Below are 22099 nucleotides of genomic sequence, written 5' to 3' on the forward strand. Positions count from 1 at the left end.
CAGTTGTCACGCTGACCCTGAGGTAAGAGCGTGCGCGGCCAGTTGGAATGCGCTGCGCCATGGTAGGGATTCTGCAGAGGTAATTGACGCCAAAAAATGGGAGTGCCAAATGACCGCGTCGGCATGTCGCAGCGCATGTTTTGGGTTTGCAGACCGGACTATGCTCAACGCCGCTAAAGAAGAGACTGCGAAAGAAATTGCCAAAGCGGTCATGCAATCCATGCCCGCAAATGATCCCGTGGCAGAACGACCCGTTTTGCAAGTTTCAGGACATCACCCCGCGGTGGGCACAGGATTACTGGGTCGGAAACCGCAAATCTCGGATACACCGCTTTGGAGCTGCCTTGATAAAAACAACTGGCAATTTCGCACATCTGGTGATGGCAAGGGTGCACGTTCCTGCATATCGACTGACAACACGGGCGGAAGAAAATTCACTGTTTCTTCAGGCTTCAGGGCGTTCAACCCGCCTCAGAAGGATGCATTTGACTGGGCAAACCCCTCGACCTATTTGAAGATTTTTACTGCTGGCTGCGGTGTAAAAATTCAAAAAGCCGTCGCGACGTCCGTTCCCAACCCAGCCGTGGTCGCGCTTAATCTTGGGTCTTCCGCGTGCAGAAAAGTAGTTGATGGCATGCAAAACAAAGGGCCCAGCTATCTAGGCGAACAAGAAATCTATCTGGACGGTGCACTCGTGCAGTCATGTGCTGTATTCAAGCCAAAAGGCTTTGCAAAGATTATGGACCACATCTATTGCTTCCAACTCATGCTCGCGGACGAGAGAAACCGAAATCTACTGGCGACATATACAGGCGTGAGAGCCGCCAACAAGTTTGGCTCACCAGACGCCGTTCATATCCTGCACAGCTGCGCGAACTTAAGAAACTGGGCCTCTTACGATCGCGATGCAACAAGCGAGAAAGTCGCGCTGTGTAAATCACGCGACACCATTCAGTCAGCAAGGCCCTATTGGGTTGAAGCGCGTCAGCTCAATCAGGGTGATGGCAAGGAAACGATCAAAATCACCGTCGGCATGTCCAAGCACAACAGTTTGAATAGAGCCGACAACACGCGCATTAAAGATATCAGGCTTACATATTTATGCGGCAACAAAAGCTTCGATCGGATGCGAGAGGAACCGCGAGAAACTTCGGCCGCGTGCATCAATGATATGCTCAGCCTTGTGAACGCAAACCAGAACCGGTTGAACAGCCAGCAGCGGTCACAGGCGGGCCAAATTACGGCTTTGGGTGGCTACGGCCGCACAAACGCTGAAGAGATACACATTTTGACATGTCGGGCCACAAGGCTCGGGCCTACGTGCAAAGGGTAGGCCTTAAGCGGGTTTTGTGTACATAGATGCAACCATCAATGCTGCTATCTCTGCAACTGCAATCGCATGTGCGGTAGTTCGCGCCCGGCAATCGAGCCGGAGGGATAAGTACTAAACTGCTCAAAACCCATTTTCTCGTAAAATGGCGCGGCACCTGGATCAGCCACAACATTCATAATGGTCGCGCCTTTTGCCTTTGCGGTGTCCAACGCCCACACAAAAAGTTCACGGCCAATGCCTTTGCCTATCCATTTAGGATCGACAAATAGCATCTCGATCTCAGACGTGGTGCCATCCAGTACCAAGCGTAATACACCCGCTTGTTCGCCATCATCATCAGCAACCATGATTATATCTTCTTCAAGTTGCTTTTTGGTCAGGGTTAGTTCTTCGCGGCACGCTTCTATAAATGCCGCATCATATTTCCAATAGGCTTTCGAGCGAAGGCAGAGTTCGCTCAAAGCAGGGAGTTCAGCAAGCAGTGCGGGACGGATTTTCATAGCAGTTCTATACCTTGGGCCATTGCTGGGTGGCGCAGTGAATGCCACCGCCAACTTCGCCAACTGGATCAACGTTGAGCGTGATCACTTCGCGATCTGGATACAAGTTTTGCAGGGTCGCCAACGCCATAGCATCTCGTTCTTTGTCACCAAATTGAGCGCCAATAACCGCCCCGTTGCAAATGTAGTAGTTCGCATAGGCAGCGACGAAATCATCAGAGCTTACTCGCGGTGCAATGGCTTCTGCCAACTCGACCAACTCAAATTTGTTGCCATTTGCATCAGTAGCTGCTGACAAGATGTCATATGTCTCGTATGCGCTTTTTGACCATGGATCGTCTGGGTAGATATCATCTGGCAATTGAACGAGAACACGCCCCTCGCCGACAAATCGCGCTAAGGAGTCGATGTGGTAATCTGTGATATCTGCCCCTGCAACACCGGGTGCCCAGATGATCTTTTTGGCGCCATACGCCTCCATAAGAAGCTGGGACACAGCTTCTTTGTCGCCGTTATTGCGGTTGGGGTTTATCCAGCTGCTTTCATGGGCAATCAGCGTGCCGTGGCCATCGAATTCTGCCCCGCCTGGCTCGCCTACAAGACCATTGTCGAGCAGGGGCAGCCCCAAACGTTCGGCAACGCGACGGGCCACCTGCCCGTCATGTTCATGCACCTGTTTGTTGCCCCAACCATTGAAGTTGAATTGACGGATTGCCAATTCGCCCTTCCCGTTTTTAACAAAAGCTGGGCCACTGTCGCGCGCCCACAAATCGTCTGTTGGGATATCCCAGATTTCGATTTTGTCACTGAGCATCGTTCTGGCATTTGCCTCGAACTGCGCATCCATCAACATGATGACGGGCTCAAACTCGCTGATGGTGTTGGCGATATCTGCGATTGATTGTTGAAGGTCGGACAAAAAGTACCGGTCCGAATGTACGACTCTGCTCACTGGCCATTGCATGAATGTCGCTTGGTGGGCTTCGGCTTCTTCAGGCTGGGTATAGGGCATCGCGTCACCTTTAGCGCTCGCGTAAACCGATGGCGGCAATAAAAAACCTGCACCTAAGGACGAAGCGGTTTTCAAAAAATGTCGGCGTGATAGCATAGAGGGTTTCATTTTTCTCATTGTTGATATTCTGACATAGAAGAAAATCAACGCAACTGAAAATTGGGACAAACAAAATAATGGCGGCGGGCTCTGCAGAACCCACCGCCTAAGAAAGCGGCTATTTATTATTGTTTTGCCGCTCTTTGTTCTGTTGGTGAAGTGCTATTCAGCAGCTTCAGCCTCTGGCTCGTCCCACCGCAAATGTGGCGACCGGGCAGCCTGTGTTTCATCCAAACGACGCATTGGCGCTTTCATCGGGGCATTGACAAAACGATCAATATTGCCCGCCTTCGCGTCTGCCATCAGCTCGCGCATGGTGCCAATGAACTGATCCAATGTGTGCAGGCTTTCGCTTTCAGTTGGCTCGATCAACATCGCGCCATGTACCACCAATGGGAAATACATAGTCATCGGGTGATAACCCTCGTCGATCATGGCCTTAGCCAAATCAAGGGTCGAAACGCCGGTACCTTTTAAGCTCGCATCGTCAAACAGCACTTCGTGCATGCAAGGTTGACCATCATACGGTGCGTTAAACACATCTGAAAGCTGGGCTTTGAGATAGTTTGCATTCAATACCGCATCACGTGCAGCTTGCTCGATGCCATCGGCACCATGTGAAAGCTTGAACGTAAGCGCACGTACATACATGCCCATTTGCCCATGGAACGCTGACATGCGGCCAAGGTGATCGTCGCTACCATCTTGGTTTTCAACCAATGATGCACTATCGCCATCGCGCTTGACATATGGCAGTGGCGCATATGGCGCCAACGCATCAGACAAAACAACTGGGCCAGCACCTGGTCCACCGCCGCCGTGCGGCGTGGAGAAGGTTTTGTGCAGGTTGATGTGCATCGCATCGATGCCCAAGTCCCCCGGGCGCACAACGCCCATGATGGCGTTAAAGTTCGCGCCATCGCAATAGAAATACGCGCCTGCTTCATGAACGGCATCAGCGATTTCAATTACGTCAGGCTCGAACAATCCACATGTGTTTGGATTGGTCAGCATAATGCCGGCGACGTTCTCGTCCAATGCGTCTTTAACCGCTTGAACATCAACCGTCCCGTCTTCACGAGCTGGGATTTCCTTCACTTTATAGCCAAGGAACGCCGCCGTCGCTGGATTTGTGCCGTGTGCGCTTTCAGGCACAAGCACAAGGTTACGATGACTTTGGCCATTTGCCTTATGGGCAGCTTTAATCGCCATCATGCCGCACATTTCGCCGTGTGCGCCAGCCTTTGGTGCCATGGCAACTGCGCCGGTGCCAGTCAACTCCATCAACCAACGACCCAATTCTTCCATCAACTCAATCGCGCCTTGCACGGTTGATTGAGGTTGAAGTGGATGAATGTCAGCGATGCCCGGCAAGCGCGCCATTTTTTCGTTCAATCGCGGATTGTGCTTCATTGTGCATGACCCAAGTGGGTAGAACCCAGCGTCGATTGAATAGTTCAAGCGGCTCAAACGCACATAGTGGCGCATGGATTGTGGTTCGGCCAAACCTGGCAGGTTCACCGGTGTTTGACGGGCAAAATTACCCAGACGTGGTGTATAGTCTTTGTCAGTCGCTGGCAGATCAACACCAGTTTTGTTGTGATCACCGACTTCAAAGATCAATGGCTCAGACGGTAGCAATGCAGCGCCGTTTGTTTGGCTTACATTTGAGTTTACGTTGTCAACACCTGTTGGACGGCCTTGATTATTCAACATCAGATGACCTCCTTCAATGCTGCGGCAAAGGCCGCAATGTCTGCATCACTCGTAAGTTCGGTTGCGGCAACCACCAGCAAGTTTTCCAGCTCAGGTTTACCTGGCTCAAGCCGAGAAACTGGCACACCACCCAGCACACCTTTTTCAGCAAGCGCTTCAACAATTGGTGCTGCAGCAGTTGGCAAGCGCAATGTGAATTCGTTGAAATAGTGCGCGTTGATCAGTTCAACACCGTCGACTGCGGTAAGCGCATCGGCGGTTTTATAGGCTTGTTGGTGGCTAAGGGCCGCCATTTCGCCAAGGCCGCGTTGGCCAAGCAATGTCATGTGAATTGAAAATGCCAGCGCACAAAGACCGGAGTTTGTACAAATGTTCGAGGTCGCTTTGTCGCGGCGAATATGCTGCTCGCGGGTTGAAAGCGTGAGCACAAATCCGCGATTGCCTTCAGCGTCTACGGTTTCACCGCAAACCCGACCCGGCATTTGCCGAACAAGTTTGGGACGTGTTGCCATCAAACCAACATAAGGTCCACCAAAGGTAAGTGGGTTGCCGATTGATTGGCCTTCACCAACCACAATGTCCGCACCCTGTGCACCCGGAGATTCGATTGCACCAAGTGAGATCACCTCGGTGAAAACAGCAATCAACAGAGCGCCCTTTTCGTGAGCCGCTTCTGCGATCGGACGCAGATCGCGCAAATTGCCGTAAAAGTCTGGCGACTGCACAACAACGGCTGCAGTTGTGTCATCAATTTGCGCAATAATGTCTTCGGTAGCTGTTGGATCCGCCGGAAGACAGTTAAAGCCTTCATCATCACCCATATAAGTCGCAACGGTGTCGCGATATTGAGGGTGAAGACCGCCAGAAATAACAATGCCCGGACGGCGCTTTAAACGACGCGCCATCAATACGGCTTCCACTGTAGCGGTGGACCCATCGTACATTGAGGCGTTGGCGACTTCCATGCCGGTTAGGTTTGCGACCTGTGTTTGAAACTCAAACAACATCTGCAACGTACCCTGAGAGATTTCGGGTTGGTACGGCGTGTAGGCGGTCAAAAACTCAGAACGTTGGATCAAGTGATCAACGCTTGATGGCACGTGGTGGCGGTACGCGCCAGCTCCCACGAAAAATGGCCCATCACCTGCTGCCCGGTTTTTATTGGCAAAGCCGCGAATGGTTGCCTCAACGGCAAACTCTGGCTGGTGATCCGGCAAATCAAGCTTAGCGTTGTTAAACACTTTGCTTGGCACTTTTGCGAACAGTTCATCAGAGGATTGAATGCCAATGGCATCCATCATCTTTTTTCTGTCCCTATTTGAATGCGGGAGATAACGCATAAAATTACCCTTTTAACTTTTACGCTTGTGCGTGCGCTTTGTAGGCTTCTTCGTCCAACAAACCGTCAAGTTCGCTCGTGTCATCAAGTTCGATTTTGAAGAACCAGCCGTCGCCTGCTGGGCTTGAATTAACAAGGCCTGGCTCATCCTCAAGCTTGTCGTTGACCGCAACAACAGTGCCTGAAGCAGGTGCGTAAATTTCTGACGCAGCTTTTACTGATTCAACAACCGCAACTTCGTCGCCTTTTGCGAACTTTGCGCCAACTTCTGGCACATCAACGAACACAACATCACCAAGTTGGTCTTGGGCAAAATTGGAAATACCAACTGTGCCGACATTGCCTTCAACTGAGATATATTCGTGATCTTCGGTGTAACGTGTATTGCTCATTTGGTCCCCCTTAGGTCCGCTAGATTTTTTTTACAGGCGCACATAGTTCGCTGGAGTGAATGGCAGTTTTTCAACTGTACCCTTCACCGCTTTACCGCGAACCATTGCTGTTAGTTCTGTGCCCAGTTTGGCAAGTTCTGCAGGCACATAGGCAAATGCAACCGGCGCACCGATTGTTGGCCCGAATGTGCCAGATGTCACAACGCCAATTTTGTTGCCGTCTGCATCCACAATGTCAGCGCCCTCACGCACTGGCATGCGGCCTTCAAAGCGAACGCCTGCACGTTTTTCAGTTGCGCCATCTTTGATGATTTTTTGAATTGGAGCTGCGCCTGGGAACCCGCCCTCAACGCGGCGGCCCTTGCCAATGGCAAAGATCAAGCCAGCGCTGATCGGATCGCGTTGGTCATCCATATCGTGGCCATACAAGCAAAGCCCAGCTTCTAGACGAAGGCTGTCGCGCGCACCAAGTCCTGCAGGTTCGACTTCATCATTGCTCACGAGCAACTCAGCGAGTTTGACTGCGTTTACAGCATCAACGGACAGTTCAAATCCATCTTCGCCGGTGTAGCCAGAGCGTGACACATAGACGTCCATGCCCTCAATAGTTGTTGCAGCGGCGTTCATAAAGCTAAGCTTTGATGGGAGGTCGCAATAGCGTGCAAGAACGTCGGCAGCCTTTGGCCCCTGAAGCGCAACCAATGCTTTATCCCAGAATGTTTCGATTTTTAGGCTTGGGTCTAGTTTGTCGCGCAAAATCGCGACGTCATGATCTTTGCGGCCCGCATTGAACACGATCATCAACACACCGTCTGTGTTCTCTTCGCCCGGACGGGTGACGATCAAATCGTCTTCGATGCAACCATTATCGTTGAGCAAAAGCGTGTAGCGCATTTCGCCCGGCTTAAGACCAACAAGGTCGCCCGGCATCAGCGTTTCAAGTGCCTGTGCAGTTGTTTCGTGGTCTGGTCCGGTGACAACCACCTGCCCCATATGCGAAACGTCAAAAAGGCTCGCGGCAGAGCGGGTGTGCTCATGCTCGGCGATTAGGCCTTTATATTGAACCGGCATTGAGTAACCGGCAAAACCCACCATGCGACCGCCCCATGCAATATGGGTGTCATTCAATGGAGTTGTGAATAGGTTTTCTGTTGAAGCCCCAGCCATTTTATCCCTCATTTAACTCGACATCAGGAACCAGCGCGACAAACCATCGTCGCATCGGCGCCCCCTCTGTCGGTAAACCTGAGAGATTTCCCGAGAAGATTAGATCTCGGCTACGTCCTTCGGTGGGAAATGACTATTGTCATCTCCGCTTTCCAGAGTTTTTTGTGCATGCGGTCCTTTTGCCTGAGAGTTTCCGGGGCGGTTGCTCCTTCGGCGCTGGAAGACCAGTCTCTCCCGCAAATGCAGCGCCAAATTAGCTATGAATCTGGCGTAGGTCAATCACTTTGAATTTTTCCCTGTCTTATCCTTTGGGATCAAATCCAACCCAAATGATGATTTCTTCGCCACCAACATAAGGAATCGCTACGTTTTCGACGACTTTGACGAACTCTTCGCCTTGGCTTGGCGGGGTAATTGTAATGGGGATATCGTATTTTTGTGAAAATACAGCTAGGCTATCGCGCTCAACAGCGAACCGGAGCGGCACACTCACCGTATCATTTCCACCTTTTGGACCGCTCAACAGACGTCCAACGACGCCCATTTTCACAGTAATCAAGCCATTTGACACAAGGCAATTTCGAGATTGCTTGTCAATGACCGCTTGATAGCGCAGCGCCTTGGCGTTGCCGGATTGGCCTTTTGTGTAAACCGCAAAGGCTTCGGCACCCGGACGGACACGAATTTCAGGACATTCACTGGCAACAATTGGAAACGCAGATGGTGCGGAATTTGCTATTTCTGTCTTAGACGCAGAGCTGTCCAAATATTGTTTGTCGTTGTTTCCACCTGCAAAGGAACCGACACAGGCACTTAATGACAATGCAGCGGTTGCGATTACTGCGATTGATTTGCCCAGTTTTATTGCCGATTTATTGGCCAACATTTTGCTACTCACTCTTTAAATTCGCTCAACCATCAAGGCCAATTGCGCCACCAACTAACTGGCGTTCAATTCTTCCATTGCGGCCAACAAGCTGTCTGCGCCAGTTTGCGCAGCCTCGCCTGCATTTTCCTCTAGGAACGTGCGCAATACCACACCATCTTTTACGATGTAGGCGCAGCGCGTAAATCGCGTTCCCATTCCCCCGCCACGAGCATCCAATTCGGATTTCATGGCAATTGCTAGTTCGGCATTTCCATCGGCAATCATGTCAATTTTGCCCATTGCCCCTGTCTGCTCAGCCCAAGCCGACATGACAAAATGGTCATTAACCGAAAGACACGCTACACGGTTAACACCCAATGATGCAAATTTATCGATATTTGCGATAAAGCCTGGCAAATGATTATTGTGACAAGTGGTCGAAAATGCGGCAGGCAAGCAAAAAAGTACGCTCGTGCCCTCGCTCACATAATCAGCGAAATTGATATCCTGAGGCCCGACCGGCGTCATCAATTTGACCATGATGGATGGCAGCTTGGCGCCAACTTCTAGTGTCATACATTCCCCATTGCCGTCACCTGCGTATTCGTGCGGTCACTATACTTCAGACTCAATTAAAAACCAGCTCACCATCGACCCAATTTGCAGTTTGAACTGCAACAAGCTTGGTAAATGGACCATCCTGACTGTCGTAAGTCAGCCGAACATGTTGGCCTACTAGGCTAGATAGATCAAAACGCGTTAATGCTGCAATAGACATGGTTCCCGATTCTGGACGAGAATGAGGCAAATCGAACAAAAGCGAGCTTTTTGGTAAATCGAATATTAAGCTTGAATTGGACAGCGAGTCATTGGCGGGGTGAAAAACGAGCCTGTCATTCGCTGGATCATAGCCAACTTTGCCGAATGGTGCGTCAAGACGCGCATCTGTTTTCGGCACATTTGCGTTTGCTGACATTAGGCGAAACGCATGACCAGCGGCTGGCTTATTAGTATCGATCTCGAGCGAACCTTTCCATAGAACCGGCACGCAAATATCTGAACAGACGCCCAAATTGATCTGCCCGGCCAACTGAGCCAAATCGTTTGTGTCTGAAAGCTGCACAGTCATCGGAATGGTTACACTGCCTTCATAGACATAATCCATGACATCATAATCCAGCGAGCGTTTCGGCATCGGCCAATGCAAAGTTGTTGCACCGACATTTTGTGAGCTTGACCAATTGGCCACCATCGGAATGCCGGTTTCGCCCGGAATGCGCCAATAGGTTTTCCAACCCGGCGCGAGCTGCAGCTCAATCGCAGCGGCCACTTCATTGTCGTTGACCAATTTGTTGGTGGAGATCAAACGCATCTTTGCGCCCGGCGCGATTTCTGTCCACTCAGTCTCAGAAGCATAGCCAGATTGAGCTACGGCTAAGAACAATATAAGGGCGAAAAGCGCGAACTGGCATAGGTTTTTTGTGTACATCAGGTTTTGATAGACCGAAAAAGGCGAAAATCAAAGAAAGTTGCGATCAGATTTTGGTGATCGAAATTTTACCTCTTGCGCGTAGCCTGAATATGACGAAACTAAACATTGTAGGAGTAGTTCGGTGAGTTTTTCCCTTCGTGGCCAGTTTTTGGTGGCTATGCCAGATACAGATGACGACCGCTTTGCGCGGACGGTCGTCTATATTTGTTCACATAGTGTGGAGGATGGGGCCATGGGGCTTGTGGTCAATAAACTCATGCCAGACCTCCAGTTCGCAGATCTGATGTCTCAGTTCGACATTAAGATCAATGAGGACAGCGTCACCGAAAACTCAGCCTATAACCAACCGATCGTGGTAGGTGGGCCGGTCGATACCAGTCGCGGCTTCGTTTTGCACACAGCAGACTTTGAGAGCGATGAAAACTCCGTGAACGTGTCGGACGATTTATGCCTATCAACGACTATGGATGTTCTAAAATCCATGGCAGATGGAGATGGTCCGTCCCACGCTTTGCTTGCGCTTGGCTATTGCGGATGGGAACCAGGCCAACTTGAAAATGAAATTGGCCACAATGGCTGGCTAACGACACCTGGGTCTTCAGATCTAATCTTCTCCACGCCCATGGATAAACGATATCATCAGGCGTTAAAGAATATAGGCATCGACATCGCTTTTCTGTCCAGCACAGCTGGCCATGCCTAAACTTTAGCCTTGGGCAAACTCGAATTTTTCTTCAATAGATGTGACATCTCGGAGCCCGAAACTGGTTTGGAGAACGCAAATCCTTGCACATAACGACATTCAAGTGACCTAAGTCGCTCCACTTCCGCGTCGTTTTCTGCCCCTTCCGCAATTACCTTTAGGTCTAGCTCTTTTGCCAGATTGACCACTGCCCGCATGATGGGCATTTGGGTTTGCGATATGCCATGGCTTTCTTCCATCTGCACAAAGGTGGATGGAATTTTGACAAAATCAAATGGGAACCGGTGCAAATAGGAAAGCGAGGAATGACCAACGCCAAAATCATCAAGCGCCAATCTGAACCCCATGCCCTTAAGTGCATCCAGCACATAGGCTGAATGTTCAGGGCTCATCATCACTTGGCTTTCCGTCACCTCGAGCAACATTTTATCGACCATCTCGCCATGGGTTGAGATCATCGTGCGCATCTCGTTGAGCAAATTGTCGTTCGAGAGCTGTTGGGCGGAGAGATTAATCGACACAAAGAACTTTTCTGGCAAATTGGTGGCGCTCATCCAATTGCGAAGCTGGATTGCTGTTTGCTCAATCACCACCTGCCCCAAGCGTTCGATCAGACCGCTACGTTCAGCGAGGGGAATAAATTCTTCAGGGCTTATGGCGCCCCGATTTGGATGATGCCAGCGCATCAAGGCTTCGGCGCCAGCAAGTTTGCCTGTCGCCAATTCATAAATGGGTTGGAAATACATCTGCAATTCGCGCTGATCAATCGCGCGTTCAAGATCGATGTCTAGTGTGTTTTCCGCAACGCCTAATTCACTGGTGTTGGCCCGATAGGCTTCGATACGGTCGCCGCCCATGCGCTTGGCATACATCATTGCCAATTCTGCATTGCGCAATATGTTCGCCGAACTGTTGGGCTTGTTGTCATAAATTGTTACGCCGATAGACGCCGAAATTGAAAGTTCGTCATTGCCGAATTTGATTGGCTCGCGGATCGACTTGCGCATCTGCTCGGCAAATCCTGCTATTTTTGTCGCGCTTTGTTCAGATACCAGTACCACAGCGAATTGGTCGCCATTGATCCGCGCTAGCGTATCCAACGGGCGCATCAACCGCGCAAGACGACGGGATACGGCTAGTAGCACCGAGTCCGCGGCCACATGGCCAATACGTTCATCCAAATTGCCAAACCCATCCAGATCAACAAGGAAGACCGCTGGTTTGTTCTCTTTTTCTTCGCGTGAACGAACAAGTGCGCGTTCTAAGCGATCTAAAAGCAATTCTTTATTGGGCAGGCCTGAAAGACTGTCATGCACTGCGTCGTGCATCAGCCGATCCCGGGCACTGCGTTCACCGGTGACATCCTGCAAAGTACCGACGCATCTTGTGACGTCGCCATTATTGCCAATGACCGGTTTTACCCGCAGCCGGAAGTTCCGGTAGCTGCCATCATGGGTCATAATCCGGAAGTCGCTTGAAACCTTGCCGCGTTTCAACTCAACAAGCGTATCAAGGGCCGTTCTAAACCGATCCCTGTCTTCGGGGTGCAGTCGATCGAGCCACTTCTTGATCGCGCCTTGCAAACTTCCATTTGCTTCGCCCAATCGTGTCATCAACCCGTCGGAAACTGAAACGCGATCTCTGTCGACATTCCAATCAAAAACGAAATCACCACTGCCAATCAGGGCTAATGCGCGGCGCTCAACCTCGGACACCTGCCCCACGGCAACTTGTCCATCAGTGAAGGCATGCTGGATCGCCGTAAAGCCCAACAGCATAACGATCAATACCAAGCCGCCAGCGACCGCTGACTGGGCGACATCATTGTCGATACTGCCTGAAACCACCATGAAGGCAAAAATCAGCCAAGCGACGGTAATGATCCAAGTTGGCACAATCATAATCGCGCGGTCATAGCCGCGAATGGCGAGGAACCCGACGACCACGATTCCAAACAGCCCAACGATCGCCAGAATGGCTCGTGCAATGCCGATCGCCAGAACCGGTTGGAAGAAAGCAAGGGCCATCAATGCGGTCAGCGCCAAAGCAATTGCCAATGCCAAATGCAAAAAGCGAAAATGCCAACGGTGTAGATTTAGATAAATGAACAAATAGCCAAACAACGTCGTTGCAAGCGCCGCTTCGGCGGTGGCCCTTGACGTGCGCAGTTGGTTCGGCGCCAATTCAAACAGGCTTGTGAGCAATCCGAAATCGACAAGCAAATAAAACAGCACGGACCAAGCAAATGCGGCAACAGCTGGGAACATGCCCCGGCCTTTTACAACAAACATGATGGTCAAAAACACAGCTAAGAGGCTGGATACACCCAATAGGGTGCCGCGGAACAAGGTGAACGAGCTTACATAGTCGCGATAGGCAGCCGGTTCCCACATGTAAAATTCGGGGATCACCTCGCCCTTCAATTCAAGGATGAGTGTTACCGTTGCGCCAGGGTCCACAGTGATAGAAAAGACATCGGCTTCTCGGTCTTCAACTGGCGTTGGCCGAAACCCTTCACTGGGGGTGATGACGTTAATTCGGTCGCCACCAAGATCGGGCGAAAACACGCCAGAACCGGGTAAGCTAAAATGGGGTGCAACGAGCAACCGCTCCAGCTGTACGTCATTCTGATTGGTAATAGCTATTAGCGCCCAATTGGGATTGGTGCCGTCTTCGGTCGCCAACACTTCGATGCGGCGGACGATGCCATCTGCGTCTGGAGCCGTCGACAATTGCACCCGACCGTTGCTGCCCTCACGGTGTTCTAGTGCAGCGGAAAGGTCCAGTGCACCTACATTTTCTGGGATTGCAATTGTTTCTAAAGCGAACGCATTTAGGCTTGCGACGGCAAAGAAAATTTGCACGACCAAGACAAGAAAAGCGCGTTGCAGCCACTCAAGACGCATAAAGTTACTCCCAATGGTCTTTTTCGTAGCGAGATTTAGCCACAGCTTCAACCAGTTATGATGGATTATTACATTTATTTGTCGTCTGTATTGGCAACAAATCGTTCTTTTGTAAGGCCAAACAACAAATGGTCTTGCCATTTCCCATTTATTTTGAGGAATCCTTCAGCCTTGCCCTCTTGAACAAACCCATTTTTCTCCAACACTCGAATTGATCGAACATTGTCCACCAAGCACGCTGCACTCGCACGATGCAATTCGAGTTGATCAAAGATAAAGGGCAAGGTGATCCCCAAGGCATTTGTCATGGTGCCCTTGTTCGCCTTTGTCTCACCCATCCAATAGCCGATATTCACTGTTTGTGCGACGCGGCGACGAATATCAGAAAGGTTTATGCCGCCGACCAATGTTGGTTCTTCACCCGAAACATCATGGATGAAAAAGGCGTATGCTTTCCCTTCCATTGCTTCACGCTCTGCACGGCGTACCCGCTCCCGAAATGACGAGGGAGCAAGTTCGATTTCACTCCAAGTGGGCTCAAATGGGGTCAGATAGGCGCGGCTATTTTCTCTTAGCGCGCGCCACTGCTCAAAGTCGCGCAATGACGGAATACGCAGGAGCAAGCCTTTTTCGGCAAGTTCAATTGGTTGACCTTTTTTAAAAAGGGCGCGTAGCAATTTCCGATCCCAACCTGACTGATTAGAACTTTAGTTGTTCTTCAATCTTGTCATATTCCGGCAGGTTTGACATAGGGCCAATGCCAGCAACAACCGGTTTTGTACCATTAAACAATTGTCCGGCAACTTCCATGACGCGCGTGGCGTCGATATTGTTGATGCGTTCAATTGTTTCTTCCAATGGAATTGGACGGCCCCATAAAAGCTGCTGACGGGCCAACTGCCCTGCGCGTGAAGATGGGCGCTCCAGCGACATCAGAAGGCCGGCCCGGATTTGATTGCGCACCCGCACGACTTCTTTTTCACTAATATCTAGCGTTGCCTGCTTCAACTCGTCCAAAATGACAGGGACAAGTTCGCCCAAATCTTCGTCACCTGTTGCAGCTGAAACGCCAAAAATACCACTATCTGCAAATGCCCAGTGGAACGAATAGATCGAGTAGCAAAGACCGCGTTTTTCGCGCACTTCTTGGAAGAGACGCGAGCTCATGCCGCCGCCAAGAATGCTGGCCAAAATCTGGCTCGCATAGAAACCATCAGAATGGTAGGCACGGCCTTCGACGCCGATAAGCACGTGGGCTTGTTCGTGATCGCGCTGCAAGCGGATATCCCCGCCATCAAATTTTGCAGCAACTGGGTCCGGTGCGCCTGTAGATTTCAATCCGTCAAATTTCTTCGTGGCGATATCAACCAACTCATCATGGTTGACGTTGCCTGCAGCTGCCATAACCATCTGGTCACCGACATAGGTGCGGTCCATATAAGTACGGATCGCATCAGGCGTGAAACCCTCAACAGATTCAACTGTGCCTAGAATATTTTGGCCGATGGGCTGGTTTTGATAGGCCGCGCCTTGAAACAGGTCGTATACATAATCGTCTGGTGCATCATGGCTGGCGCCAATTTCTTGCACGATCACATGCTTTTCGCGCTGCAATTCTTCTTCGCTGAACAAAGAGTTTTGCAAAATGTCCGAAAGAATGTCTGCGGCCATGCCGACATCTTCTTTCAACACGCGAGAAAAATATCCAGTATTTTCAACACTTGTTGCAGCGTTTACGTCACCGCCAACGGTTTCGATCTCTTCAGCAATATCGCGGGCAGAACGAGTTGCCGTGCCCTTAAAAGCCATATGCTCGAGCAGGTGAGAAATGCCATGTTCATCTTCATTTTCGCAACGGGAACCGGCTTTCACCCACACGCCAACAGACGCGCTTTCAAGGCTTGGCATTGAATGGGTGATGACAGTCATGCCGTTATCAAGTGTCGTAGAACGAACTGGCAAATTATTGCTCCTTATTAGCACGGGCGCGACTTTTGATGAAAGCCTCAACCGTATCTTGTGCATTTTCCAAAACTTCAAAACGTTCTTCACGTTCATAAAGATCAGAAAGTGATGCGGGCAGTGCCGCTTCAATATTTGTGGCAGATTTCACTGCTGCCGGAAACTTTGCAGGATGCGCGGTTGATAGAGTAACCATCGGCGCGTCTGCTGTGGAAAATTCTTGAGCCACTTTATAGGCCACCGCAGTATGGGGGTCCATCAAATAGCCCGCGTTGGCGAGCACAGTTTGTTGAACAGCGGCGGTTTCAGCCTGATTTGACGTCCCTGCCCCAAACTTGGCTTTGATTGTGCCAAGTGCTTTTTCAGAAAGAGCAAAACTGCCGGATTGCTTTAGGCCGTCCATTTGGGTTTTGGTTTCTTCTGCATTTCGGTCGTTGGCTTCAAACAGCAAACGTTCAAAATTGGACGAGATTTGAATATCCATCGAGGGGCTTGTGGTGGCAGATACGCCATCCATTTCATATCGGCCGGTTTCCATTGTGCGGCGCAAAATGTCGTTTTCGTTTGTGGCGATCACCAATTGCTTGATGGGCAACCCCATCTTCTGGGCGACGAAACCCGCAAACACGTCGCCAAAATTACCTGTGGGAACTGTGAAGCTGACTTCGCGATGCGGCGAGCCGAGCGCAGCAGCCGCGGTGAAATAATACACCACTTGCGCGACGATCCGGCCCCAGTTAATTGAGTTCACACCTGAAAGGCTGACGCCATCACGGAAATGATGGTTGTTGAACATGTCTTTAACGATGGTTTGGCAATCGTCAAAATTGCCCTCAAGGGCGATATTGTGGACATTGGAATCGAGCACCGTTGTCATCTGGCGCTGTTGCACCGGCGATACCATGCCTTTTGGATGTAGAATGAAGATGTCTGTATTCTCACGCCCACGAAAGGCTTCGATTGCTGCAGAACCTGTATCGCCAGACGTTGCACCGACGATTGTCGCATGCTGACCTCGTTCGCCAAGGATATGGTCCATAACGCGGGCCAAAAACTGCATGGCCACATCTTTAAATGCCAATGTTGGGCCATGGAAGAGTTCGAGCACGAAGTGGCCTTCATCTGTCTGGATCAATGGAGCAACAGCATCATGATTGAAAGTGCCATAGGCTTCGTCCAGCATCGTGCGCAATTTGTCGTCTGGAATTTCCCCATCGACAAATGGTGAGATCACTTCAAAAGCAACTTGCGCAAATGGTTTGCCCGCCATTGCTGCAATTTGCTCTTTACCCATTTGCGGCCACGATTGTGGCAAATACAAACCGCCGTCACGTGCAAGGCCAGCTAGAACTGCGTCACAAAATCCCAAGCGCGGCGCGAGGCCACGTGTGCTGATATACTGCATTATTCAATCCGTGATTTTATTCGGGCGCACACTAGTCCGCGCTCTCGTCAGTTGCAAGTTTTTGAAGGTTTCGGCGACGGAGCAGCCAAAAGATCAACAATATGGGGGTCATCAAAGCCAAAGCGAACCATGTCAGCGCATATTCTAGATGCTTGTTCGGGAACTCGACTTCACCTGTTTGTGCAGGTTGGGGCAGAGTTGGCGCATCTGTTGGTTGCCAATGCACATAGAACGGCGCAACCGTGCCTAGATCACTAAACAGAATTGTTGATAGGCGTTCCGGGTTGATCACCCAATCCACGTTCTTCGCCAAATCAGGTTCCAGCGTTGCGGACCCTACACGTTCGGCCCGTCTCAAGACGCCGGATATATTCATTTCCCCCAATGGAGCAGCTTCATATCCCGCATTGAAGGCCAGTTCTTGCGGTACGAAGCCGCGATTGACATAGACGATGCCGCCTGCGGTCAGTTCAAATGGCGTGACAATCCAATAGCCGGGACCACCCACGCGCCTATTCTTTTTGGGCAGGGAGATGAATACTCGGGCTTCGCTATGATCAAGAAATCGCCCGGTTAGGGTGACGGGCTGAAAATCAACGCTTTGCGGATCAAGCGTCGCCCATGTTCCTTTAGCGGGAACATCAATGGCTGGAGCGGTGGCGCGGGCTTTTGCCGTTGCGATCAATTGCTCTTTCCAACCGAGCCGTTCCATTTGCCAAAAGCCAAGCACCGCAAACAAAAGCGCTGCTGCCAGCATTCCAGCCATGAACAGAATGGAACCAAGTGTGGAATTTCGGCCTTCGCGTTCGGACATTGTTTGCGCCTAAGAATCTGAATGGAAAGTGGATCAAGCGTTATGGCTTGACCAACAAACAAAAAAGGCGCGGGAACATTTCCCGCGCCTTGAAATGGATTTTATCAGTTTAGCCGTGGCCGACTGCGACGCCCCATGAGCCCCACACATAAACGGCTGCAAATAGGAACAACCAAACCACATCAACAAAGTGCCAATACCATGCGGCAAACTCGAAGCCGAGATGTTGTTTTGGCGTAAAGTGTCCACTCAGTGCGCGGAACAAGCAAACAACCAAGAAGATTGTACCAATCAACACATGGAAGCCATGGAAACCTGTCGCCATGAAGAATGCCGCGCCATAGATGTTTCCAGAGAAGCTGAAACCAGCTTGTGCATATTCGATACCCTGCACAACTGTAAAGATCGCGCCCAAGATACAGGTCAACACCAAGCCCCATTTAAGGCTTTCACGGTCATCTTCCAACACAGCATGGTGTGCCCAAGTCACCGTCATGCCTGATGTCAGCAACAACAATGTGTTGAAGATCGGCAAGTGCCAAGGGTCGAACAATTCAACACCATTTGGTGGCCAGTGACCGCCGGTTGCCGCCACGCGCCCAAATTGCTGAATTTCGTCATAATAGAAGAACGCATCAAAATAGGCCCAGAACCAAGCCACGAAGAACATTACTTCTGAAGCAATGAACAAAATCATGCCATAACGGTGGTGCAATTGCACAACCGGTGTGTGATCGCCAGCATGCGCTTCCTTGATCACGTCTGCCCACCAGCCATACATGGTGTAGAGCACGCCTGCGAGGCCCATCAAGAACAGCCATGGAATATCCATGCGCATCCACATGATGCCGCCGGTTGCCATCACAAAAGCAGAAACAGAACCGATAAATGGCCATGGGCTTGGATCGACCAAGTGATAATCGTGATTTTTAGCGTGTGCCGCCATTAAGCTTCTCCCAATCTTTACGAAGCATAGAATGCGTAAAAGAGCGTGACTTCTTTAATCGTATCAAGCTCTTTGTCTAAATCCAACTCCGGGTCTAAATAATAGATTACCGGCATTTCCTTAACTTCACCTGGTGCGAGCGTTTGCTCGGTGAAGCAAAAACATTCGATCTTATTAAAATATGTGCCCGCTACAGCAGGTGCCACATTAAACCCGGCGGTTGTCGCCAAGGGCTGATCGCTCAAATTTGTCGCCGTGTAGATGACGGTTACTTTGGCGCCAATTTTATCAATCGACATTTTCGCGGGTTCTACCTTTAACGGCAGACCAGCATCAATACTTGCGGTAAAACGCACACCCATTTCGCGGTCGATAATGCCAACTGCCGCATCACCCTCAACCCGCTGGGTCGTGCCGCCATAGCCTGTCACCTGACAGAAAATTTGATAGATCGGCACCGCCGCATAGGCCAAACCCACCATGCCAGCAACAACCAATGCCAAGATAATCGCGAGTTTGCGATTATTTGGATTTGGTAGTGGAGCTGTAAGGTTCACGTTTGCCATGGACAATTATTCCTAAAGCGGCCGCTGGAAGATCGCGGGACCGATCTTCACGATGGTCACTGCATAGAACAGAATTGCAAGTGCGCCCAAAACGATGCCAAGCGCAATTGAACGCTTACGGCGACGCTTCTTAAGTTCTTCGATTTGTTCTGCTGTTAGTTCAGACATTAAACCAATCCTCCAAGGATCTTGGTGGCGCTGATATCTGCAAGCAACACAAGGAAGATTGCGAACAAGTAGACAAGCGAGAAGGCAAATAATTTGCGGGCTGACTTCTTCAATTCAACCAACTCGTTCTCGCGCCAAAGCTTAACCGCGTAGAAAACAAAACCTGCGCTAAGCAATGCGGCGGCTGCGCCATATGCAAGGCTGGCAAAACCGATCAATGTCGGCGCAATTGCAATTGCTGCCAACAAGATTGAATAGATCAAAATCTGGTTTTGCGTCGCGCGTTCGCCAGCAACGTTGGGCAACATCGGAATGCCAGCCTCGTGATAATCACCCTTTTTGTAGAGTGCCAGCGCCCAGAAGTGCGGCGGTGTCCACAAGAAGATGATCAGAAATAGGATTGTGCTTTCAAGCGTGACTGTACCTGTGACTGCGGCCCAGCCAATCATTGGTGGGAATGAACCAGCCGCGCCACCAATAACGATGTTCTGCGGGGTCCAGCGCTTTAGCCACATGGTGTAAATCACCGCGTAGAAGAAAATGGTGAAGGCGAGCAAACCGCCAGCAACCCAATTGACCAACAAGCCAAGGGTGACAACAGAAAATGCAGAAAGCACCAAGCCAAACACTAAGGCTTCTTTTGGTGCCACTCGGCCCGAAGGAATGGGACGATTGAGGGTGCGGCTCATCACCGCATCAATATCTGCATCATACCACATGTTCAGCGCGCCAGAGGCGCCTGCACCAATTGCAATACACAGAATTGCGGTGAAGCCAATAATTGGATGAACGGCACCGGGTGCAACCAACAAGCCAACGATAGCTGTGAAGATAACCAACGACATAACGCGTGGTTTGAGCAACGCAAAATAATCTTCCACATCTGCGGAAGAATATAGAGGGCCCTCATTTTGGTTGCTGACAAATGCCATTATCGCATCATACCTAATTTGTGTTGCCCCGAAGGGCTTGGTCCCACCGCACTAAATGCGCGGTGGGACAATTTTTCACTACTTGATTTTTGGTAGTGTTTCGAACTGGTGGAACGGTGGTGGTGAAGGCAATGTCCACTCAAGAGTGGTAGCGCTTTCGCCCCAAGGATTATCCGCCGCAGGACGCTTCTTCGCGATCGCTTCAAATACGGTGTAGATGAAGATGATCACAGCAACCAACGTGATTAGATATCCAATTGAAGACACCATGTTCCACTGCGCGAACGCTTCAGGATAGTCAATGTATCGACGTGGCATGCCGTTCAACCCAAGGAAGTGTTGTGGGAAGAAGATCAAGTTCACGCCGACGAACATCACCCAGAAGTGGATTGTCGCCAATGTTTCTGAATACATGTGGCCGAACATTTTTGGATACCAATAGTACCAGCCAGCAAAGATCGAGAAGATCGCACCAAGTGACAGCACATAGTGGAAGTGAGCAACCACATAATATGTGTCGTGCAATGAACGGTCAGCGCCCGCATTCGCCAAAACAACACCAGTCACGCCACCAACGGTGAACAAGAAGATGAAGCCAATGGCCCATTGCATTGGTGGACGGAATGAAAGTGAACCGCCCCACATTGTTGCAATCCAAGAGAAGATTTTAACGCCTGTTGGCACCGCAATAACCATTGTGGCGAACACAAAGTAGCGCTGTGTATCAAGCGAAATGCCTGTTGTGTACATGTGGTGTGCCCACACGATAAAGCCAACAAAACCAATTGCCACCATCGCATAAACCATCGCCAAATAGCCAAATACTGGCTTTCTGGAGAATGTTGAAATGATGTGCGAGACAATACCAAAGCCCGGCAAAATCATAATATACACTTCGGGGTGACCAAAGAACCAGAATAAGTGCTGGAACAGGATTGGATCGCCGCCACCTTCAGGTGAGAAGAATGTCGTACCAAAGTTTCGGTCTGTCAGCAGCATGGTGATCGCACCAGCCAAAACAGGCAGTGAAAGCAACAACAAGAACGCCGTTACAAGAATTGCCCATGGGAACAAAGGCATCTTATGCAACGTCATGCCCGGTGCACGCATGTTGAAAATGGTCGTGATGAAGTTGATGGCACCAAGAATTGATGACGCGCCCGCAATGTGAAGCGATAGGATCGCGAAGTCCATCGCCGGACCCGGCTGACCTGTTGTCGACAATGGCGGATAAACCGTCCAACCACCGCCAGTGCCCATGCCGCCCGGAGGGCCCTCAAAGAACATTGACATCAACAGCAAGATAAATGCTGGAGGCAGCAACCAGAATGAGATGTTGTTCATACGCGGGAACGCCATATCGGGCGCACCAATCATAAGCGGCACAAACCAGTTTGAGTAACCACCGATAAGCGCAGGCATCACAACAAAGAAGACCATGATCAGGCCGTGTGCTGTGGTGAACACGTTGAACATGTGCTTGCCGGCGTCTAGTGCAGCCGCGCTTTGCCATTCATGGCCATAAACCATTGAAGCAAGGCCCGGGAAAACTTGAATGCCCGGTTCAGCTAGTTCCCAGCGCATAAAGCCTGAGAGTGCACCACCGATAATCCCTGCAATAATCGCAAAGATAAGATACATCGTTCCGATGTCTTTGTGGTTTGTCGAATATACATAGCGCTTCCATCCCGTAGGATTTGCGTGCGCGTCATGGTCAGCAGTTGCAGTCGCCATTTGCTTTCCTTGCCTCTTTCCCATTCAACTCTTTGCCTAAAAGAC

General features: G+C 50.5%; 21 protein-coding genes and 1 riboswitch. Of the genes, 2 read left to right on the top strand and 19 right to left on the bottom strand.

Going from position 1 to position 22099, the window contains the following annotated elements:
* Positions 1 to 109: 109 nt before the first annotated feature.
* Positions 110 to 1333, top strand: a complete 1224-nt coding sequence (locus AC2D8L_RS08345; protein ID WP_484684980.1) for a hypothetical protein — start codon at positions 110 to 112, stop codon at positions 1331 to 1333.
* A gap of 44 nt (positions 1334 to 1377) precedes the next feature.
* Here the strand turns inward: AC2D8L_RS08345 and AC2D8L_RS08350 are convergent, their stop codons facing one another.
* The 9 genes from AC2D8L_RS08350 to AC2D8L_RS08390 all read right to left on the bottom strand — a co-directional run bounded on the left by AC2D8L_RS08350 (position 1378) and on the right by AC2D8L_RS08390 (position 9915).
* On the bottom strand, positions 1378 to 1833 hold the full coding sequence (locus AC2D8L_RS08350) for a GNAT family N-acetyltransferase (protein ID WP_484684981.1): 456 nt from the start codon (positions 1831 to 1833) through the stop codon (positions 1378 to 1380).
* Positions 1834 to 1840: 7 nt separating this feature from the next.
* On the bottom strand, positions 1841 to 2941 hold the full coding sequence (locus tag AC2D8L_RS08355) for an agmatine deiminase family protein (RefSeq protein WP_484684982.1): 1101 nt from the start codon (positions 2939 to 2941) through the stop codon (positions 1841 to 1843).
* Between the two features lie 165 nt (positions 2942 to 3106).
* Complete coding sequence (gene gcvPB, locus AC2D8L_RS08360; RefSeq protein WP_484684983.1) at positions 3107 to 4660, bottom strand: aminomethyl-transferring glycine dehydrogenase subunit GcvPB; 1554 nt, start codon at positions 4658 to 4660, stop codon at positions 3107 to 3109.
* A complete protein-coding gene (gene gcvPA, locus AC2D8L_RS08365) occupies positions 4660 to 6000 on the bottom strand; it encodes an aminomethyl-transferring glycine dehydrogenase subunit GcvPA (protein WP_484684984.1) in 1341 nt (446 codons plus the stop codon). Before gcvPA ends, gcvPB begins: the two co-directional genes overlap by 1 nt.
* Positions 6001 to 6019: 19 nt before the next feature.
* Positions 6020 to 6391 carry a glycine cleavage system protein GcvH gene (gene gcvH, locus AC2D8L_RS08370; protein ID WP_484684985.1) on the bottom strand — a complete coding sequence of 124 codons (372 nt, stop codon included), beginning with the start codon at positions 6389 to 6391 and terminating at the stop codon, positions 6020 to 6022.
* 30 nt (positions 6392 to 6421) lie between these two features.
* A complete protein-coding gene (gene gcvT / locus AC2D8L_RS08375; protein WP_484684986.1) occupies positions 6422 to 7558 on the bottom strand; it encodes a glycine cleavage system aminomethyltransferase GcvT in 1137 nt (378 codons plus the stop codon).
* Positions 7559 to 7719: 161 nt separating this feature from the next.
* Positions 7720 to 7805: riboswitch (glycine riboswitch) on the bottom strand.
* Between the two features lie 54 nt (positions 7806 to 7859).
* Positions 7860 to 8444, bottom strand: coding sequence for a hypothetical protein (locus tag AC2D8L_RS08380; protein WP_484684987.1), 585 nt, complete (start codon positions 8442 to 8444; stop codon positions 7860 to 7862).
* A 54-nt stretch (positions 8445 to 8498) separates the two neighbouring features.
* Complete coding sequence (locus tag AC2D8L_RS08385) at positions 8499 to 9002, bottom strand: redoxin family protein (RefSeq protein WP_484684988.1); 504 nt, start codon at positions 9000 to 9002, stop codon at positions 8499 to 8501.
* A 52-nt stretch (positions 9003 to 9054) separates the two neighbouring features.
* Positions 9055 to 9915 carry a protein-disulfide reductase DsbD domain-containing protein gene (locus AC2D8L_RS08390; protein WP_484684989.1) on the bottom strand — a complete coding sequence of 287 codons (861 nt, stop codon included), beginning with the start codon at positions 9913 to 9915 and terminating at the stop codon, positions 9055 to 9057.
* Between the two features lie 124 nt (positions 9916 to 10039).
* Here AC2D8L_RS08390 and AC2D8L_RS08395 point away from each other — a divergent pair, with 124 nt between their 5' ends.
* Positions 10040 to 10621 carry a YqgE/AlgH family protein gene (locus tag AC2D8L_RS08395; protein WP_484684990.1) on the top strand — a complete coding sequence of 194 codons (582 nt, stop codon included), beginning with the start codon at positions 10040 to 10042 and terminating at the stop codon, positions 10619 to 10621.
* Here the strand turns inward: AC2D8L_RS08395 and AC2D8L_RS08400 are convergent.
* From AC2D8L_RS08400 to ctaD, 10 genes are all read right to left on the bottom strand, one after another.
* Positions 10618 to 13527: an EAL domain-containing protein gene (locus AC2D8L_RS08400; RefSeq protein ID WP_484684991.1), complete on the bottom strand. Its 2910-nt coding sequence runs from the start codon at positions 13525 to 13527 to the stop codon at positions 10618 to 10620. The two genes, AC2D8L_RS08395 and AC2D8L_RS08400, sit on opposite strands and share 4 nt — an antisense overlap.
* A gap of 74 nt (positions 13528 to 13601) precedes the next feature.
* Entirely contained in the window at positions 13602 to 14204 is a 603-nt protein-coding gene (locus tag AC2D8L_RS08405; protein ID WP_484684992.1) for a GNAT family N-acetyltransferase, read from the bottom strand.
* A 22-nt stretch (positions 14205 to 14226) separates the two neighbouring features.
* Positions 14227 to 15489, bottom strand: a complete 1263-nt coding sequence (locus tag AC2D8L_RS08410) for a M16 family metallopeptidase (RefSeq protein ID WP_484684993.1) — start codon at positions 15487 to 15489, stop codon at positions 14227 to 14229.
* 1 nt (position 15490) lies between these two features.
* On the bottom strand, positions 15491 to 16894 hold the full coding sequence (gene thrC, locus AC2D8L_RS08415; protein ID WP_484684994.1) for a threonine synthase: 1404 nt from the start codon (positions 16892 to 16894) through the stop codon (positions 15491 to 15493).
* A gap of 31 nt (positions 16895 to 16925) precedes the next feature.
* Positions 16926 to 17708, bottom strand: coding sequence for an SURF1 family protein (locus AC2D8L_RS08420; protein ID WP_484684995.1), 783 nt, complete (start codon positions 17706 to 17708; stop codon positions 16926 to 16928).
* A 109-nt stretch (positions 17709 to 17817) separates the two neighbouring features.
* Entirely contained in the window at positions 17818 to 18654 is an 837-nt protein-coding gene (locus AC2D8L_RS08425) for a cytochrome c oxidase subunit 3 (RefSeq protein WP_484684996.1), read from the bottom strand.
* Between the two features lie 17 nt (positions 18655 to 18671).
* Positions 18672 to 19220 (bottom strand): cytochrome c oxidase assembly protein, encoded by a 549-nt coding sequence (locus AC2D8L_RS08430; RefSeq protein ID WP_484684997.1) that lies wholly within the window; start codon positions 19218 to 19220, stop codon positions 18672 to 18674.
* Positions 19221 to 19232: 12 nt separating this feature from the next.
* Positions 19233 to 19388, bottom strand: coding sequence for a hypothetical protein (locus AC2D8L_RS08435; protein ID WP_484684998.1), 156 nt, complete (start codon positions 19386 to 19388; stop codon positions 19233 to 19235).
* A complete protein-coding gene (locus AC2D8L_RS08440; RefSeq protein ID WP_484684999.1) occupies positions 19388 to 20320 on the bottom strand; it encodes a heme o synthase in 933 nt (310 codons plus the stop codon). Before AC2D8L_RS08440 ends, AC2D8L_RS08435 begins: the two co-directional genes overlap by 1 nt.
* A gap of 78 nt (positions 20321 to 20398) precedes the next feature.
* A complete protein-coding gene (ctaD, locus tag AC2D8L_RS08445) occupies positions 20399 to 22054 on the bottom strand; it encodes a cytochrome c oxidase subunit I (RefSeq protein ID WP_484685000.1) in 1656 nt (551 codons plus the stop codon).
* Positions 22055 to 22099: the final 45 nt, after the last annotated feature.

Source organism: Maritalea sp. YIW29 (assembly GCF_057219265.1).

Coding starts and splice junctions, on each gene's coding strand:
- thrC (WP_484684994.1), bottom strand. CDS start 16,894: ATGCAGTATATCAGCACACGTGGCCTCGCGCCGCGCTTGGGATTTTGT.
- gcvPB (WP_484684983.1), bottom strand. CDS start 4,660: ATGTTGAATAATCAAGGCCGTCCAACAGGTGTTGACAACGTAAACTCA.
- ctaD (WP_484685000.1), bottom strand. CDS start 22,054: ATGGCGACTGCAACTGCTGACCATGACGCGCACGCAAATCCTACGGGA.
- AC2D8L_RS08420 (WP_484684995.1), bottom strand. CDS start 17,708: ATGTCCGAACGCGAAGGCCGAAATTCCACACTTGGTTCCATTCTGTTC.
- AC2D8L_RS08345 (WP_484684980.1), top strand. CDS start 110: ATGACCGCGTCGGCATGTCGCAGCGCATGTTTTGGGTTTGCAGACCGG.
- AC2D8L_RS08350 (WP_484684981.1), bottom strand. CDS start 1,833: ATGAAAATCCGTCCCGCACTGCTTGCTGAACTCCCTGCTTTGAGCGAA.
- AC2D8L_RS08425 (WP_484684996.1), bottom strand. CDS start 18,654: ATGGCGGCACACGCTAAAAATCACGATTATCACTTGGTCGATCCAAGC.
- gcvH (WP_484684985.1), bottom strand. CDS start 6,391: ATGAGCAATACACGTTACACCGAAGATCACGAATATATCTCAGTTGAA.
- gcvPA (WP_484684984.1), bottom strand. CDS start 6,000: ATGCGTTATCTCCCGCATTCAAATAGGGACAGAAAAAAGATGATGGAT.
- AC2D8L_RS08435 (WP_484684998.1), bottom strand. CDS start 19,388: ATGTCTGAACTAACAGCAGAACAAATCGAAGAACTTAAGAAGCGTCGC.
- gcvT (WP_484684986.1), bottom strand. CDS start 7,558: ATGGCTGGGGCTTCAACAGAAAACCTATTCACAACTCCATTGAATGAC.
- AC2D8L_RS08390 (WP_484684989.1), bottom strand. CDS start 9,915: ATGTACACAAAAAACCTATGCCAGTTCGCGCTTTTCGCCCTTATATTG.
- AC2D8L_RS08440 (WP_484684999.1), bottom strand. CDS start 20,320: ATGGCATTTGTCAGCAACCAAAATGAGGGCCCTCTATATTCTTCCGCA.
- AC2D8L_RS08400 (WP_484684991.1), bottom strand. CDS start 13,527: ATGCGTCTTGAGTGGCTGCAACGCGCTTTTCTTGTCTTGGTCGTGCAA.
- AC2D8L_RS08385 (WP_484684988.1), bottom strand. CDS start 9,002: ATGACACTAGAAGTTGGCGCCAAGCTGCCATCCATCATGGTCAAATTG.
- AC2D8L_RS08355 (WP_484684982.1), bottom strand. CDS start 2,941: ATGCTATCACGCCGACATTTTTTGAAAACCGCTTCGTCCTTAGGTGCA.
- AC2D8L_RS08380 (WP_484684987.1), bottom strand. CDS start 8,444: ATGTTGGCCAATAAATCGGCAATAAAACTGGGCAAATCAATCGCAGTA.
- AC2D8L_RS08430 (WP_484684997.1), bottom strand. CDS start 19,220: ATGGCAAACGTGAACCTTACAGCTCCACTACCAAATCCAAATAATCGC.